Source organism: Salinifilum aidingensis, from assembly GCF_054782015.1.
Genome location: NZ_BAAGTH010000008.1, coordinates 183,868 through 200,162 on the forward strand (window position 1 = coordinate 183,868; position 16,295 = coordinate 200,162).

Genomic DNA, 16,295 nt, shown 5'->3' on the forward strand with positions numbered 1-16,295 from the left:
CCGGATCCACTGCGCCAGCCGGTCCGCGGACTCCCTAAGCTGGTGGGCGATGCGGGTGCTGAGCGAATCCGAGTGGCGCGCGCGGCAGCGGGCCCACGCCGAGCGCGTCGAGCAGTGGACGCGGCCGCACCGCGAGCGGCAGCGCCGCGGCGAGAAGCACCCGATCTGGGACTTCCTCTGGACCTACTACTCCTACCGCCCCTCCCGGTTGGAGCGCTGGCAGCCCGGCGTCGGCGTCGCGCTCGCCGGCGGGACCGAGTTCCTCGAGCGCTCGGGGTTCACCGAGCTGCCCGAAGGCGTGGCGGTCGACCCCGCTGCGCTGACCGCCAAGCGCCGGGAAACCGTCGAGTTCGTCCACGGCCTGCTGTCCGCCACGGCCGCGCGCCCGGCGAGGTTGGGCTGCTTCGGCCTGCACGAGTGGGCCATGCTCTACCGCACGCGGCCCGGTGATGAGCGGCACGCCGAGTGGCCGCTGCGCCTCGGCCACACCGGCACCGACGAGGTCGTCGAGTCGATGCGGATCACGTGCACGCACTTCGACGCGTTCCGGTTCTTCACCGAGCAGGCGCGTCCGCGCAACGAGTTCCAGCTCAGCCGCGCCGACCAGGTCCGGAGCGAGCAGCCGGGGTGCCTCCACGGCAACATGGATCTTTTCAAGTGGTGCTACAAGCTCGACCCGTTCGTCCCCGCGGAGTTGACCGCGGACTGCTTCGACCTGGCGATGCGCGTGCGGGAACTGGACATGCGCGCCAGCCCGTACGACTTCCGGGAGCTCGGTTTCGCACCGGTGCCCATCGAGACCGCGCAGGGACGGGCCGAGTACGCGCACCGGCAGCGCGCCTTCGCCGAGGAGGCCGACGGGCTGCGGCAGCGGATCATCGCCGCCTGCGAGGAGATCCGCACCTGGGGCCGGCAGCACGCCGACGGCGCCCGCGCCTGAGCCGGGCGGGGAGGCCCGGCGCCGCGGACGGGTCCGCCGCAGCGGCTCGGCCCCATCGGCGGCCCGGCCAGCGGGCCCGCTGCGGGTGTTGACGTCGTCAGCCGTCCCGACCACCATGGCTGCTGCCCACGACGCTCGCGCACCGCGGCACCGGGCGCGCGCACCATCGCGCCGGGCGGCCGTGCGCCGGTGGGACGCGATGCGCGAAAGCCGCCGGCGGCGGTTCCGGACGGGAACGCGCGCCGCCGACGGCCGATGACGTCAGTGGTGTCAGTCCTCGCGGACGGCCAGGCTCAGCTCACCATTGTCGTCGCGTTCCGCGTCGAGCGTCTTGTCCGAGAGCACGGAAGCAGCGTGCTGTTCCAGGAACACACGGACCCCGTCCCGCTCGACCACCTGGTCCTGGGCTTCCGGCTCGTCCGCGACCGCGGCCTGCAACCCGTCGCCGCTGGCCGCGATGCGCAGCCCGGACCCTTCCGGAGAGTCACCGCCGATCAGGACCAGCTTGATGACCTCCGCGGCACTCTCACTGATGGTGAGCATGATTCGCCCCATTCCTCTCGGAGCCGTCACGTAAAAGGGCAACCGTGTCATGCTCCCAACGCCGCACGCAAATCCGCCGTGCGGCGGAATCCGGGACGGGCGCCCGCGCGGGGCGCGTGCGCGACTGCCCTGGGAAGGAAGGCGCACACGCCCCGCGGAGGACCTCAGCTCTCGTAGGCCGACAGCGGCGGGCACGAGCAGACCAGGTGGCGGTCCCCGCGCGCCCCGTCGACGCGGCGCACCGCCGGCCAGACCTTGGAGGCCACCCCCGTGCCCATCGGGTAGGCCGCCTCCTGCCGGCTGTAGGCGTGCGGCCAGTCACCGGCCAGCGAGGCGGCGGTGTGCGGCGCGTGCACCAGCGGGTTGTCCTCGGCCGGCCACTGACCGGCGGTGACCTTGTCGATCTCGGCGCGGACCTGGATCATGGCCTCGCAGAACCGGTCGAGCTCGGCGAGGTCCTCGCTCTCGGTCGGCTCCACCATGAGCGTGCCGTTGACCGGGAAGGACATGGTCGGCGCGTGGATGCCGTAGTCGGCGAGCCGCTTGGCCACGTCGTCCACCGAGACGCCGCTGCTCTTGCTGATCGGCCGCAGGTCGAGGATGCACTCGTGGGCCACGTAGCCGTCCTTGCCGGTGTAGAGCACCGGGAAGTAGTGGTCCAGGCGCCGCGCCACGTAGTTCGCCGCCGCGACCGCGGTCAACGTGGCCCGGCGCAGCCCGTCGGCACCCATCATCCGCACGTACGCCCAGGAGATCGGCAGGATCGACGCGCTCCCCCACGGGGTTTCGCTGATCGGGCCGACCCCGGTCTCCGGACCGGCCTGCGGCTGCAGCGGGTGGTTCGGCAGGAACGGGGCGAGGTGCTCGCGCACGCCGATCGGGCCCACACCGGGACCGCCGCCCCCGTGCGGGATGCAGAACGTCTTGTGCAGGTTCAGGTGGGACACGTCCGCGCCGAACTTGCCCATCCGGGCCAGCCCGATGAGGGCGTTGAGGTTCGCCCCGTCGACGTAGACCTGACCGCCCGCCTCGTGGACGACGCCGCACACCTCCCGCACGGTGTCCTCGTACACGCCGTGCGTGGACGGGTAGGTGATCATGATCGCGGCGAGGTCGTCGGCGTGCTTGGCCGCGAGCTCCCGCAGGTGCTCCATCTCGACGTTGCCCGAGTCGTCGCAGCGCACGACGACCACGCGCAGCCCGGCCATGGTGGCGCTGGCGGCGTTGGTGCCGTGCGCGCTGGCCGGGATCAGGCAGACGTCCCGCTGCTCCTGCCCGCGCTGTTGCTGGTAGGCGCGGATGGCCAGCAGACCGGCGAACTCGCCTTGGCTGCCCGCGTTGGGCTGCACGCTCACCGCGTCGTAGCCGGTGATGTCGGCCAGCCACCGCTGGAGGTCGTCGACGATCCGCAGCATCCCCTCGGCGTCCTCCGCGGGCGCGAACGGGTGCAGGTCGCCGAACTCGGGCCAGGTGACCGGCTCCATCTCGGTGGTGGCGTTGAGCTTCATCGTGCACGAGCCCAGCGGGATCATGCTGCGGTCCAGCGCGACGTCCTTGTCGGAGAGCTCCCGCAGGTAGCGCAGCAGCGAGGTCTCCGACTGGTGGCGGTGGAACACCGGGTGGGTCAGGTACTCGGACGTGCGCTCGAGCGGGCGCGGCAGCGCGTCCGCGGTGCCGGTGTCCAGCTCGTCCAGCTCGCCGAGCTCGGCGGTGAGGCCGAACGCGGCGCACACGCCGCGCAGGTCCTGCCGGGTCGTCCTCTCGTCGCAGGCGATGCCCACGTGGTCCGCATCGGCCCTGCGCAGGTTGATGCCCTTCGCGCGCGCGGCGGCCACGACCTCGTCGGCGCGCCCGGGCACGCGGGCCAGCACCGTGTCGAAGAAGGCGTCCTCGACGACCTCGACCCCGCCCTGGCGCAGGCGGGCGGCCAGCACGGCCGCCATCCGGTGCACCCGGGTGGCGATGTTCCGCAGGCCCGCCGGGCCGTGGTAGACGGCGTACATGCCCGCCATGACCGCCAGCAGCACCTGCGCGGTGCAGATGTTGCTCGTGGCCTTCTCGCGGCGGATGTGCTGCTCGCGGGTCTGCAGTGCCAGCCGGTAGGCCTGGTTGCCGTCCGTGTCGACGCTCACGCCGACGAGACGTCCCGGCAGCTGCCGCTCCAGGCCCTTGCGCACGGCCATGAACCCGGCGTGCGGGCCGCCGAACCCGAGCGGCACGCCGAAGCGCTGGGTGTTGCCGACGACGACGTCGGCGCCGATCTCACCGGGGGCGCGCAGCAGCGTCAGGGCCAGCAGGTCGGTGGCGACCACGGCCAGCGCCCCGCGGCGGTGGATCTCCGCGAGCACCTCCCCCTGGTCCCGGACGGCGCCGGAGGCGCCCGGGTAGGCCAGCAGCGCGCCGAAGAACTCGCCGTCCGGCAGACCGCTCGCGCCCTGCGACAGGTCGGCGACCTCCAGCTCGATGCCGAGCGGTTCCGCGCGGGTGCGCAGGATTTCCACGGTCTGCGGCAGCGTGTCGGCATCGACGACGAACCGCGGCGACTTGGCCTTGCCGCCGCGCCGCACCAGCGTCATGCCCTCGGCGGCAGCGGTGGACTCGTCCAGCATGGAGGCGTTGGCGACCGGCACCCCCGTCAGATCCGAGACCATCGTCTGGAAGTTCAGCAGGGCTTCCAGCCGCCCCTGCGAGATCTCCGGCTGGTAAGCCGTGTAGGCCGTGTACCAGGCGGGGTTCTCCAGCACGTTGCGCAGGATCACCCCGGGGGTGATCGTGTCGTAGTAGCCGAGCCCGATCATCTGGGTGCGCGGGGTGCAGCGCTGCGCGAGGTCGCGCAGCTCCGCGAGCGCCTGGGCTTCCGTGGCCGGTTCCGGCAGCTCGAGCTGCAGGTCCCGCTCACGGATTCCGCTGGGCACGGCTTTGTCTGCCAGTTCCTCGAGGGAACCGACCCCGACCACGTCGAGCATCCGGGCGAGTTCCGCCGGCGTCGGCCCGACGTGCCGATCGGCGAACGGAGTCCCGTGCTCCAGCGCGGCGAGTGGAATGCGGTCGTGGGTCACGTCGGTCATCGCCCAACCTCAATCTTCGCGGCGAACAAGGGGGCGGCAACACCAGCGTGCTGCCGACTCTCCCCCTCTGTCACTGTTCGCTGCGCGAACGCCTGAGAGCTTCGTCCGGCGGTCCGGCCGGACTTGCACCGTCGGCGGGGTGCGCCGCCGTCGCCGCACCCTCTTTCCAGAGGCATCTCGCCCGCGCGGTCCAGTGGCCTGAGAGGTTGATGGGGAGATTTGCTCCTTCGGCGCCGACTCGATCGCTCGAGCCGAACTCTCCCGCACGGGGTCAGCGATGTCGTGAGCATACCTGATCAGGCGCTCCCGCCCGAGGGGCTGTCAGCTGACGCACACCTGCTTGACGGTGCGCACCGGCGCGAGCGCGCGGTGCGCCCGTCCCCGCCGGGGTCGCGGCCCCGGGCCCGCGGTCACCCGGTGCGCCGGTCCCGCCGCCGGCGGGAGAGCTCGTCCTCCTCGAGCGGTTCGACCAGCGCGCCGTCGGCGCGTTCGGCGGGGAACTCGTGGATCGTCCCGGTGATCTCGCGCATCGCCCCGCTCACGGCGATCCCGAAGACGCCCTGCCCGCCCTGCAGCAGGTCGACGACCTCCTCGGGGGAGGTGCACTCGTAGACGGTGGTGCCATCGCTGAACAACGTGAGCCCCGCCAGGTCGCGCACCCCCCTGCTGCGCAGGTGGTCCACGGCCAGCCGGATGTTGTGCAGCGACACCCCCGTGTCCAGCAGCCGTTTGACCACCTTGAGCACGAGGATGTCCTTGAACGAGTAGAGCCGCTGCGAACCCGAACCGGTGGCGCTGCGGATCGACGGGCCCACGAGCTTCGTGCGCGCCCAGTAGTCCAACTGGCGGTAGGTGATGCCCGCGATCTGGCACGCCGCCGCTCCCCGGAAACCGACGAGCTCGTCGGATACCGAGTCCTCGGGCAGCATTCCGCCGGCCCCGCGCGGGGACGATTCCTCCGTCACGCCGCCCCCGCCGGGCATCGGGGGCGCACCGGTCGCAGCGGTCCCAGCGGACGGCGCACCAGGCGACTCGTCCTCTTCCCCTGCGGAACCCCGCTCGGGCGCTTGCTCGACCACGCCTGCCTCCCCTCGTCCGGCACGCTGCCGACGAATCCGGTCCGGTGCGTTCGGCGAATCCGCTCCGGCCCGGCTGCCGGTCCCGGCAGCCGACGCGCCCGGGTGCCCGCCAGCACCCGCCTCGGCGCCAGCAGCCGGGACCTCCCTGCTGTCCCGATCCCCCACGACTGCCAGCGAAAACGACACCGGAGCGATTCGCGCAATTCGACAGTAGGCCGCCCGGTGTGGGCGGTCAACGCGACGCGCGGACCACGCCGGAGAAGATCAACAGCGGCGGGGCCTCCGCGCCGCCCCCGCCACACGCGGGCGAGGGAGCGCGACGACGACGGGGCCCTCGACCGCGCCGAGGGCCCCGTCGCTCCGCGATCGTCCTCGCGCGGTCACGTGTCCGCGCCGCGGAAGTCCTCCGGTGAGACCGAATCCAGGAACTCGCGGAACTTCTCCACTTCGTCTTCCTGCTCGTCCGGGATGATCAGACCTGCCTCGTCCAGCACCGCCTCGTCGGCGTGGATGGACACGCCGGCGCGCAGGGCCAGAGCCACCGAGTCGCTCGGCCGAGCCGACACTCGCACGTCCCCGTCGAAGACGAGTTCGGCGAAGAACGTCCCCTCCTGCAGATCCGTGATACGCACCTGCTCGAGATCACGCCCCAGGGCACCGATCACATCCTTGAGCAGATCGTGCGTCAGCGGACGCGCCGGCCGCACCCCCTGCTGCTCCAGCGCGATGGCGGTCGCCTCCACCGAGCCGATCCAGATCGGCAGGTACCGCTCACCCTCCGTCTCCCGCAGCAGCAGGATCGGCTGGTTGGCCGGTAGTTCCACGCGCACGCCGACGACGCGCATCTCGCTGCTCATCGTCACATCGCCTCCTCCAGCGCGCCGAAGCGTGACATCCCTGTCGAGGATCGCGCACCGACGCTTCCGACGCTACCCGCGATACGGCGGACGCGCCCAGCCGTCCGTCCTCCACTGCGCACCGCCCCGACGGGAGGCGCGGGCCCGTCGCAACCCCGCCGCTCGGCGGATCGCCGCGGGTTCCCGGCCGACGGCAGCGCTCGTCACCCTACACCGCCCCGCGGGCGGCGGTGGACGCGAAGGCTGACCGGGCCGCGCAGTCGCGCCTCGGCGGCGACACTCGCACCGCTCGGGGCGGCGCCCGCTCACCGGCGTCGCCCCGCGTTCAGGTCCGCTGCCGCTTCAGCGCGCGCTCTGTCCCCCGTCGGCCGGCCCGGTCAGGAACACCAACCGGAACTTGCCGACCTGCACCTCGTCACCGTTGGCCAGCACCGAGGTGTCCACCGGTTCCCGGTTGACGTAGGTGCCGTTGAGGCTGCCGACGTCGACGACGACGAAGTCGTTGCCCTCGCGCCGGAACTCGGCGTGCCGGCGCGAGACCGTGACGTCGTCGAGGAAGATGTCGCTGTCCGGGTGCCGCCCCGTGCTGGTGGTCTCCCGGTCCAGCAGGAACCGCGAGCCCGCGTTCGGACCGCGCTTCACCACCAGCAGCGCCGACCCGGCCGGCAGCGCGTCGACCCCTGAGCCCGCGGACTCGGTCTGCGGGGCGCTCTCGGTGCCGTCCTGCTCCGAGAAGGGCTTGAAGACCGAGGTGGTCTCCGGTGACTGCTCCGGTGGGACGTCACCGGAGCCGCTGTTCTGGCTCACCTGAGCTCTCCTCTACGCGGATAGATCGTGCCAACGAGATTCCAACGTACCGCGCCGGCACCAGCCCGAGTACGCGGGAGTCCCGGTCGCCGCAGTGATCAACGCGCGCCGCGGCGCGGTCATTCCTGCTCGATCAGCCGCTGGTAGGCCTCGGCGTCGAGCAGCACGTCCCACTCGGCGACGTCCGCCAGGCGCAGCTCCACGAGCCACCCCTGCCCGAAGGGGTCGCTGTTGACCAGCTCGGGCCGGTCCTGCAGGGCCTCGTTGCGGGCGGTGACGACACCGCCGACCGGGGCGTAGAGGTCCGACACGCTCTTGGTCGACTCGACCTCGCCCATCGCCCCGCCGGCTTCGACGCCCTCGTCCACGTCCGGCACCTGCACGAACACGACGTCACCGAGCTGCTGCTGCGCGTAGTCGGTGATGCCGACGCGCACGGTCTCCGCATCGGTGCGGCGCACCCACTCGTGCTCCTGGGTGTACCTGATCTCCTCCGAGGCCACTGGGTCCGCCTTCCTGCTCGGGGGCGCTGCTCAGCCCGGTCACCGGCCGGGCTCGCGAGATCATCCGCCGGCGGGCAGCGTATTGCCCACCGGCACGTCCCGCAACACGCGCTGCGCCGGGCGCGTCATCCGCGCACCGCGCGCGCCGCCTCCCGCAGCGCTGCGGTCACCTGCCCCAGGTAGAGCACGCCGGCCCAGAGGTAGAGCACGCCGCCCCAGCAGGTCAGCGCGTACGCGATGGGCCGCAGCACCTCGCTGAGCGCGATGTCCTCCTGCACCAGCAGCAGCATCGGGAAGGCGTACATCAGGCAGAACGTGGCCGCCTTGCCCAGGTAGTGCACGTCCGGCGGCTGGAATCCGCAGAAGCGCAGCACCGGCACGCACAGCGCCAGCACCACGTCCCGCCCGACGAGCACCGCGGCGATCCACCAGGGGACGACGTCGCGCAGCACGAAGGCGACCAGCGTCGCCACGATGTAGAGGCGGTCGGCCACCGGGTCGAGGACTTCGCCGAGCCGGCTGTACTGCCCGAGCCACCGCGCCAGCTTCCCGTCGAGCCAGTCGGTCACACCGCTGGCGACGAGGACGAGCAGGGCCAGCAGGTCGGCCTGCGGGCCGAGCAGCAGCCACAGGAACAGCGGCACCCCGCCCAGCCGGATCGCGCTGAGCAGGTTCGGCACGGTGAACCACGGGTCGTGCCAGAGTCCGACGGCGACCTCGCGCATCCGCTCGATGCCGGGTTCGATCGGCGCGCCCTCGCCGGAAGCAGCGGTGGCGCCGCCGGGCTGGTCCCCGGTTCCGGCGGGGTCGCTCGCCGACGCCCCCGGTTCCTCGGCCGGTCCTCGCGCGGTGCCGTTCGTGGTGCTGTCCGCGTCGTGCACCACGGCCTCCCCCTGTGTGTCGCGCCGCCGCCGGTACCGAGCCCATCGGTACGACGCCTCCCCGGATGAGGATCGCACATGCGGCCCACCGCCCCGGTGCGGGACCGACGTGCGCAGCGCAACCGCGCGGTGATCGAACAGTGGCCGCCGAGCGCGCCCCCACCGCGGCGCGGTCCGGGGACGCGCGGCGCAAGTCGGGGCGGCGCTGCGCACCGCCCGGTCGCTCAGGCCGTGCGAGCCCGCTGCACGGTGAAGCCGCGACGCCGCAGGTCGGCGTCGGTGAGGAAGCACGGTCGGCCGCGGTCGTCGACCCCGGCCCAGCGGGCCCCGCTCAGTCCTTCGAGCACGTAGGCGTGCCCGTGGCTCCACACCACGCTGTGCAGCGCGGTGGGCAGGTCCTCGGCGGCTTCGCTCCCACCGGCCCCGGAGGCGTCGCGGGCTCCGTCACCTGTCATTGCGGAAAGCACCTCCCGTCCGTGCTCACCGGCGAACGTTGCGGCGCCGGCACCGCATCTCCCCGCGGCGCCGGCCTCGGCGGAACGCCCGGCGAGGCGTCCCGCCGCCGATTGTGCGGACTCCTCCACCACATGTCGCGCACCCGACACGAACAGTCGCCGGACGAACACCACGCGTCGCCGAGCGCGAGCGCGGCGCCGATCACGCGAGCGCCGGACCGAACAGCTGCACCGGGCACCGGGCGGAGCGCCCGGCCGGACACCGCTCCGGGGAGCACCCCGGGCCCCGTGCGGGCCCGGGAGCCCGCCGCGGGCCGCCCCCTGGCATCACCTGCGGGCGTGCGGTAGGACACGGGGATCCGTTCCCCACCGTTCCCGCGGAGGTTGCCGATGGCGGGTTATGCCGATCTGCACCACGAAAGCCTGCACGACCCCGAGCGCTTCTGGCTGCGCGCGGCCCGGGCGATCGACTGGGACACCGAGCCGACCCGGGCGCTCGACGACGGGAACGCGCCGTTCTACCGCTGGTTCCCCGACGGGCGGATGAACACCTGCTTCAACGCGCTCGACCGGCACGTCCGCGACGGCCGCGGGGACCAGCCGGCGGTGGTGTGGGACTCGCCGGTCGCAGCGGCGGCGGAGACGTGGAGCTACCGCGAGCTGCTCGACCGGGTCGCGCGGTGCGCGGGCGCGCTGCGCGAGCAGGGGGTGGCGCGCGGTGACCGCGTCGTGCTCTACCTGCCGATGATCCCCCAGGCGATCGTGGCGATGCTCGCCTGCGCGCGGATCGGGGCGGTGCACTCGGTGGTCTTCGGCGGGTTCGCCCCGGACGAGCTGGCAGCGCGCATCGAGGACGCCCAGCCGAAGGTGATCGTCGCCGGTTCGTGCGGGATCGAACCGCAGCGGGTCGTGCCGTACAAACCCATCGTCGACGAGGCGCTGAGCCGCACGACCCACCAGCCGGACCGCGTGCTGCTCGTGCAGCGTCCGCAGTCCCCGGCCGAACCGGGCCCGCGCGACCTGGACTGGGACGAGGCCCTGCGGGACGCGCACCCGGCCGAGTGCGTCCCGGTGGCGGCCACCGATCCGCTCTACGTGCTGCACACCTCGGGCACCACGGGGCGGCCGAAGGGCGTGGTCCGCGACAACGGGGGGCACGCAGTCGCGCTGGCCTGGTCGCTGCCGAACATCTACGACATCCACCCCGGTGACGTGTTCTGGACGGCCTCCGACGTGGGATGGGTCGTCGGCCACTCCTACATCGTCTACGCGCCGCTGCTGGTCGGCGCGACCACGGTGCTCTACGAGGGCAAGCCGGTGGGCACCCCGGACGCGGGCGCGTTCTGGCGGGTCATCGCCGAGCACGGCGTGCGGGTGCTGTTCACCGCTCCGACGGCGTTCCGGGCGATCCGCAAGGCCGATCCGGACGCCGAGCTGATGCACCGCCACGACCTGTCCGGCCTGCGCAGCCTCTTCCTCGCCGGGGAGCGCCTCGACCCGGAGACGTACCACTGGGCCGGCGAGAAGGTGCGCGTGCCGGTGGTCGACCACTGGTGGCAGACCGAGACGGGCTGGCCGATCTGCGCCAACCCGCGCGGGCTCGAACCGATGCCGCTCAAGGCCGGCTCCCCCACGGTCCCGATGCCGGGCTACGACGTGCGGGTGCTCGACGAGTCCGGCGCGGAGGTTCCCACCGGCACCGAGGGGGCGCTGTGCCTGCGGCTGCCGCTGCCGCCGGGCACGGCGCCGACGCTGTGGGGCGACGACGAGCGCTTCCGGGAGTCGTACCTGGCGAGCTACCCGGGTTACTACGCCACGGGCGACGGCGGCTACGTCGACGAGGACGGTTACGTGTTCGTCCTCGGCCGCACCGACGACGTGATCAACACGGCGGGCCACCGCCTCTCCCCCGGCGCGATGGAAGCCGTGCTGGCCGAGCACCCGGCGGTGGCCGAGTGCGCGGTGATCGGGGTGCACGACCCGCTCAAGGGCCAGGTGCCGTACGGGCTCGTGGTGCTCAAGGCCGGGGCGGCGGACTCGGCGGAGGCGGTCGCCGCGGAGCTGACCGAGAGCGTGCGCAACCGCGTCGGCGCGATCGCCACCCCGCGCGGTGTCGCCGTGGTGGACGCGCTGCCGAAGACCCGTTCGGGCAAGATCCTGCGCAAGTCGATGCGGGAGATCGCCGACGCCGACCGGACGGCGGTGCCGTCGACGATCGAGGACCCCGAGGTGCTGGAGGCGCTGCGCCCGGCGCTGCGGGCCGCCCGGCAGGAGTGACCCGGCCGCCGCGGGACCACAGGCCGCCGCGGGCCCGCGTGCGAGGGCGGGGCCGCTGCGGCGCGGGCGGGTTCCGGCGCGCGGAGGGGACGGAGCGGCCCTCCCCGGCAGCACCGCAGCACCGCGCCGGTTCAGAGGCCGAGGACCTCCCACCACTGGCGCAACGTGGTCGTCTCGCCGAGGTCGGCGAAGCCGACCTGCACGCCCCGGGCTCGCAGCTTCTCGACGAGCGCCATGATCCGCATCGAGTCGAGGCCCCAGTCGAGCAGGTCGTCCTCGTCGCCGATCTCCGCGGCGCTCTCCTGCAGCAGCTCGGCGACGTGCTCCCGCACCTCCCCGCGGCTCAGCGCACCGGTTCCTGCCGTCTCCGGCATGCTCTCCCCTCTCGTCGCTCGCTCGTTCAGGCGTCCTCGCCGACCACGGGCCGCACGTGCCCGGCGGGAACGGTGGTGCCGGCGAGCTCATCGGTGATCCAGCCGGTCGATCCCACGACGGCGCAGCGCTTGGCCGCGTAGTCCAGCGCCATGCGGTGGTCCTCCGCGGAGAAGTCCGCGATCCCGTCGGCGACGAGGAACGCGGGCAGGTCCAGCTGGAAGGCCTCGGCCGTGGTGAGCAGGCACCCGATGTGGCCGTAGACGCCGGTGACGACGAGCTGGTCGCGACCCCACTGCCGCATCCGGTCTGCCAGCGAGGTGTGCTGGAACGCGCTGTAGCGCCACTTCGTCAGCAGCACGTCGTCGGCCGCGGGGGCGAGCTCCGGGATGATGCCGGACTTGTCGCTGGCGGCCAGGCCGGGACCCCACCAGTCCCACTGCAGCCCGCGCTGCCGGCGGGTCTGCCCGCCGGGTTGCGCGCAGTACACCACGGGCACGCCGCAGCGGCGGGCCTGCGCGCGCAGCCGCCGGATGTTCGGCACGACCCGGCGCAGCGGGTCGGCGTCCCGCTCGAACGCGCCGACGAAGTGCTGCTCCATGTCGTGGATCAGCAGGACGGCGCGGGCGGGGTCGGGCCGCCACGGGACCCGGTTCTCCGGCAGCTCGTCGGGCACCGGGTACGGTGCGATCCTCGGCAGCGCCACGCTACTTCCCCTCCCCCTCGGCGGAGCGCTCCAGCACCGCCGGGAGCAGCTCCCGCTCGATCACCGCGCGCAACTCCTTCTTGCTGGTCTTGCCCGCGCCGGTGTGCGGGAACTCCGCGACGAACTCGACGCGGTCCGGCACCTTGTAGCCGGCGAGCCCGCGCCCGCGGACGAAGGAGATCAGCTCGCGGGCCTTCGGCGGGTCGGTGCGGGCGATGACGAACGCGCAGGTCCGCTCGCCCAGGTACTGGTCCGGCACGGGCACCACGGCGGCGTCGCGCACCGCGGGGTGGGCCACGAGGTGGTTCTCCACCTCCTCGGCCGCGATCTTCTCGCCGCCGCGGTTGATCTGCTCCTTGGCACGTCCGGAGACGACGATGTTGCCGCCCGCGGTCAGCCGCACGAGGTCCCCGGTGCGGTAGAAGCCCTCCGGGGTGAACGCGCGGGCGTTGTGCTCCTCGGCGCGGTAGTAGCCCCTGATCGTGTACGGGCCGCGGGTGAGCAGGTGGCCGACTTCCCCGGTGGGCACGGGCCGGTCCTCGTCGTCGACGACGAGGACCTCGTCGTCCGGGGAGATCGGTCGGCCCTGGGTGGTGAGCACGACCTCGTCCGGGTCGTCCAGCCGCGTGTAGTTCACCAGCCCCTCGGCCATGCCGAACACCTGCTGCAGCTGCGCCCCCGTCGCGGGCCGCACCCGGCGGGCCAGTTCCTCGGGGCACTTGGCCCCGCCGATCTGCAGCACCTGCAGGCTGGACAGGTCGTGCTCGGTGGTCTCGGCGGAGTCGAGCCACACCGCGGCCAGCGGCGGCACGACGGCGGTGAGCGTAACGCGCTCGGCCTCGATGAGCGCGAAGGCCACGTCCGGGCCGGGTTTGCGGGCCAGGACGACGTGCCCGCCCGCGCGGAGCACGCCGAAGCTGCCGGGCGAGCTCATCGGGAAGTTGTGCGCCGCGGGCAGGGCCACGAGGAACACCGTCTCCGCGGTCACGCCGCAGATGTCGTTGCTCGCGCGGAACGAGTAGATGTAGTCGTCGTGGGTGCGCGGGATGAGCTTCGGGACTCCGGTGCTGCCCCCGGACAGCTGCAGGAAGGCGATGTCGTGCGGCCGCGGTTCGGGCGCCCCCGCCGGTTCGGCGTCCACTTCGGACAACGCGTGGAAGTCGTGCTCGCCGACCTCGCCGGCGATGATCACGTGCTGCAGGCCGGGGACTTCCGCGCGCACCTGCTCGGCCAGCCCGCGGTGGTCGAAACCGGCCTCGCGGTCGACGGTGATGTAGGCGGCGGCTTCTCCGTGCTCGCAGAAGTAGGCGATCTCGGTGGCGCGGTGCGCGGGCAGCGCGAACACCGGGACAGCGCCCGCGCGGAACAGCGCGAAGCTCACCTCGAACAGCTCGGCGGTGTTCGGCAGCTGGACCACCACGCGGTCGCCGGCGCCGATGCCCAGTTCGCCCAGCCCCGCCGCCAGCCGTTCGGCGCGCGCGGCGAGTTCGCCGTAGGTGACGCGGCGGTGCTCGTCGGTGATCGCGGTGCGCTCCGGGTGCCGCGCCGCGCGCTCGGACAGCATCCGCGGGAAGGTTTCCCCGCGCCAGTAGCCGCGCTCGCGGTAGTGGCGGGCGAACTCCTCCGGCCAGGTCGGGCATCCGGGCAGAACGTCCGGGGCCGTCATCGTGCTCCTCGTGTCGTGCGTGCGGACCGGGCGGTTCGCGCCTGCGGCGCGTCACACCTCCCGGTCGAGCCCCACCGCGGACAGCGCGGTCCGCAGCTTCGCGGTGGTCTCGGCGAGCTCGGCGCTCGGGTCCGAGCCGCGGACGATGCCGGCGCCGGCGAACAGGCGCAGCACCTCGGGTTCGATGTCGGCGCAGCGGATGGCGACCACCCACTCCCCGTCCCCGTCCGCGTCGCACCAGCCGACCAGGCCCGCGTAGAAGCCGCGGTCGAACGGTTCGGCGGCGTCGATGACCTCGCGGGCCGCCTCCCCCGGCGCTCCGCACACCGCGGGCGTGGGGTGCAGGGCGGTGGCCAGTTCCAGCGAGCTCACCGCGGGATCGGCGAGCTCGCCGGTGATCTCGGTGGCCAGGTGCCACATCGTGGGGGTGCTGACCAGCGTCGGCGCCTCGGGCACGTCCAGGTGCGTGCAGTAGGGGCGCAGCGTTTCGGCGACCTGCTCGACGACGGCCACGTGCTCCCGGTGCTCCTTGTCCGATGTGGATAGATCGGTGGCCAGGCGGTGGTCCTCGGCCGCGTCCGCGCCGCGCGGCCGGGAACCGGCCATGGGCTGCGACCGCACGGTCATCCCCTGGCGGGACACGAGCAGCTCCGGGCTGGACCCGGTGAACGTCCGGCTCAGGCGCGGCGCGGCCACACCCGAGCGGGTGCCGTCCTCACCGCGGGCCGGCAGGTCCACGGCGAAGGTGTGCCCGGCGGGGTTGGCCAGGGCGAAGTTGCGCAGCACCCGGCGGGCGTCGACGGACTCGGACGTGCCCAGCTCCAGCGAGCGCGCCAGCACGGCCTTGCTCAGCTCGCCGCGCTGCATGCGGGACAGCACCCGCCGCACACCGCGCTCGTACTCGTCCGCCGAGGGGACCTCCCGCGGGGTGCAGTCGGACACGGCGGGCAGCGCCCGCTGGGGGACCACGACGTTCAGCGGCGCCGAGCGCACCAGCTCGGTGGGCATGACCAGGTGCGCGGGCAGGTTCTCGCCGAAGGGCACCGCGCCCATCACCATCGGGTTGGCCCGCCCGAAGTCCCGCGCGGCGGTGAGGAACTCGCGCACCCGTCCGGGCAGGTCGGCGCGGGCGCAGGTCAGCTTGGGAACCGTCGCGTCCACGCCGCGCCCGAGGAGCACGCCCCCCTGCGAGGCGAAGAAGACGGAGCCGCCGGGTTCGTAGAGGCCCAGCAGGCGCAGCGCCTGCTCGTCCGCGGCCAGCTCGTCGGGAACGGGCGGGTCCTGCTCGCTCGTGGTCGTCATGCGTCCCCTCGTTCTCGCACCGTTCTTGCGGGTGCCGTCCTCGGTCCGGTCAGGCACGGGGAGTCGTTCCCCCATCGACGTAGAGGTCCTGCAACGTGATGTGCTCGGCGTGCCGCGACACCAGGAACACCACCGCGTCGGCGACGTTGTCCGGGGCCGCGAGGCGCCCCAGCGGAATGCCGATCTTGTAGGTCTCCGGCGAGCCGGCGATCACCCGGCGCGCACCGCCCTCGTCCGTCCACAGTGATCGCTGCATGGCCGTGTCCGTCGGTCCGGGGGAAACGACGTTGCACCGGATGCCGTCCTCGGCCAGCTCGAGGCCGAGCGACTTGGTGAACTGGGCGGCCGCGGCTTTCGACGCGGCGTAGGCGGCCATGCCGTGGCGGGGAACCCCCGCGGCGTTCGACCCGACCGTGACGATGCAGCCCCGTTGCCGCGGCACCATCCGGTCGGCGACCGCGCGGCAGGTGTGGAACACGCCGTCGGTGTTCACCGCGAAGACATGCTCCCAGTCCGCGTCGGTGAAGTCACGGACCCGCCCCGCACGCATGGCCCCGGCCACATTGACCAGGGTGTCGAGCGGTCCGCACTCCCGCTCGACCCGAGCGGTGAGGGCCGCCACCGCGGCGGAGTCGGTGACGTCGGCCGGGTAGTCACGCACCGCGCACCCCCGGTCCCGAGCGGCGGAACCCGCCGCGGCCAACCCCTCGGCGTTGCGGTCGACGGCGGCGACGGTCGCCCCGCGCCGCGCCAGAGCCCGCACGACGGCCGCCCCGATGCCTTGCGCAGCACCGGTCACCAGCGCCACCGTGCCCGCGATCCCGGTGTCGTCCATCGCT

At 73.2% G+C, this 16,295-nt stretch carries 15 protein-coding genes and 2 riboswitches; of the genes, 2 read left to right on the forward strand and 13 right to left on the reverse strand.

What is annotated here, in order from left to right; translation table 11 throughout:
- The first annotated feature begins 49 nt into the window (after positions 1-49).
- Positions 50-940: a 3-methyladenine DNA glycosylase gene (locus ACYVJE_RS12980; RefSeq protein ID WP_461144634.1), complete on the forward strand. Its 891-nt coding sequence runs from the start codon at positions 50-52 to the stop codon at positions 938-940.
- Between the two features lie 270 nt (positions 941-1,210).
- Here the strand turns inward: ACYVJE_RS12980 and ACYVJE_RS12985 are convergent, their stop codons facing one another.
- The 8 genes from ACYVJE_RS12985 to ACYVJE_RS13020 all read right to left on the reverse strand — a co-directional run bounded on the left by ACYVJE_RS12985 (position 1,211) and on the right by ACYVJE_RS13020 (position 9,133).
- Entirely contained in the window at positions 1,211-1,483 is a 273-nt protein-coding gene (locus tag ACYVJE_RS12985) for a HesB/IscA family protein (RefSeq protein ID WP_459159307.1), read from the reverse strand.
- A 164-nt stretch (positions 1,484-1,647) separates the two neighbouring features.
- Complete coding sequence (gene gcvP, locus ACYVJE_RS12990) at positions 1,648-4,551, reverse strand: aminomethyl-transferring glycine dehydrogenase (protein ID WP_461144635.1); 2,904 nt, start codon at positions 4,549-4,551, stop codon at positions 1,648-1,650.
- Between the two features lie 57 nt (positions 4,552-4,608).
- Positions 4,609-4,727: riboswitch (glycine riboswitch) on the reverse strand.
- Positions 4,728-4,825, reverse strand: a riboswitch (glycine riboswitch).
- A 136-nt stretch (positions 4,826-4,961) separates the two neighbouring features.
- Entirely contained in the window at positions 4,962-5,480 is a 519-nt protein-coding gene (locus ACYVJE_RS12995) for a MerR family transcriptional regulator (RefSeq protein ID WP_459159305.1), read from the reverse strand.
- A 530-nt stretch (positions 5,481-6,010) separates the two neighbouring features.
- The gene (locus ACYVJE_RS13000; RefSeq protein WP_459159958.1) at positions 6,011-6,487 is read right to left on the reverse strand and encodes a bifunctional nuclease family protein; all 477 of its coding nucleotides are present in this window, start codon (positions 6,485-6,487) and stop codon (positions 6,011-6,013) included.
- Between the two features lie 342 nt (positions 6,488-6,829).
- Positions 6,830-7,294 (reverse strand): glycogen accumulation regulator GarA, encoded by a 465-nt coding sequence (garA, locus tag ACYVJE_RS13005; protein ID WP_459159304.1) that lies wholly within the window; start codon positions 7,292-7,294, stop codon positions 6,830-6,832.
- A 119-nt stretch (positions 7,295-7,413) separates the two neighbouring features.
- Complete coding sequence (gene gcvH / locus ACYVJE_RS13010; RefSeq protein WP_459159303.1) at positions 7,414-7,797, reverse strand: glycine cleavage system protein GcvH; 384 nt, start codon at positions 7,795-7,797, stop codon at positions 7,414-7,416.
- A gap of 125 nt (positions 7,798-7,922) precedes the next feature.
- Positions 7,923-8,522, reverse strand: a complete 600-nt coding sequence (locus ACYVJE_RS13015) for a CDP-alcohol phosphatidyltransferase family protein (RefSeq protein ID WP_461144667.1) — start codon at positions 8,520-8,522, stop codon at positions 7,923-7,925.
- 380 nt (positions 8,523-8,902) lie between these two features.
- Positions 8,903-9,133 carry a hypothetical protein gene (locus tag ACYVJE_RS13020; RefSeq protein ID WP_461144636.1) on the reverse strand — a complete coding sequence of 77 codons (231 nt, stop codon included), beginning with the start codon at positions 9,131-9,133 and terminating at the stop codon, positions 8,903-8,905.
- 390 nt (positions 9,134-9,523) lie between these two features.
- On the opposite strand from ACYVJE_RS13020, the gene ACYVJE_RS13025 reads away from it, so the two are divergent.
- Positions 9,524-11,410, forward strand: coding sequence for a propionyl-CoA synthetase (locus ACYVJE_RS13025; RefSeq protein ID WP_461144637.1), 1,887 nt, complete (start codon positions 9,524-9,526; stop codon positions 11,408-11,410).
- A gap of 131 nt (positions 11,411-11,541) precedes the next feature.
- Here the strand turns inward: ACYVJE_RS13025 and ACYVJE_RS13030 are convergent, their stop codons facing one another.
- The 5 genes from ACYVJE_RS13030 to ACYVJE_RS13050 are packed head-to-tail and all read right to left on the reverse strand — an operon-like array spanning position 11,542 to position 16,291.
- Positions 11,542-11,784, reverse strand: a complete 243-nt coding sequence (locus ACYVJE_RS13030) for a phosphopantetheine-binding protein (RefSeq protein WP_459159299.1) — start codon at positions 11,782-11,784, stop codon at positions 11,542-11,544.
- Positions 11,785-11,810: 26 nt separating this feature from the next.
- Positions 11,811-12,488 (reverse strand): isochorismatase family protein, encoded by a 678-nt coding sequence (locus ACYVJE_RS13035; RefSeq protein WP_461144638.1) that lies wholly within the window; start codon positions 12,486-12,488, stop codon positions 11,811-11,813.
- A gap of 1 nt (position 12,489) precedes the next feature.
- Positions 12,490-14,154: a (2,3-dihydroxybenzoyl)adenylate synthase gene (locus tag ACYVJE_RS13040; RefSeq protein ID WP_461144639.1), complete on the reverse strand. Its 1,665-nt coding sequence runs from the start codon at positions 14,152-14,154 to the stop codon at positions 12,490-12,492.
- 51 nt (positions 14,155-14,205) lie between these two features.
- A complete protein-coding gene (gene dhbC / locus ACYVJE_RS13045; RefSeq protein WP_461144640.1) occupies positions 14,206-15,456 on the reverse strand; it encodes an isochorismate synthase DhbC in 1,251 nt (416 codons plus the stop codon).
- Positions 15,457-15,505: 49 nt separating this feature from the next.
- Positions 15,506-16,291 carry a 2,3-dihydro-2,3-dihydroxybenzoate dehydrogenase gene (locus tag ACYVJE_RS13050; protein ID WP_461144641.1) on the reverse strand — a complete coding sequence of 262 codons (786 nt, stop codon included), beginning with the start codon at positions 16,289-16,291 and terminating at the stop codon, positions 15,506-15,508.
- Positions 16,292-16,295 lie beyond the last annotated feature (4 nt).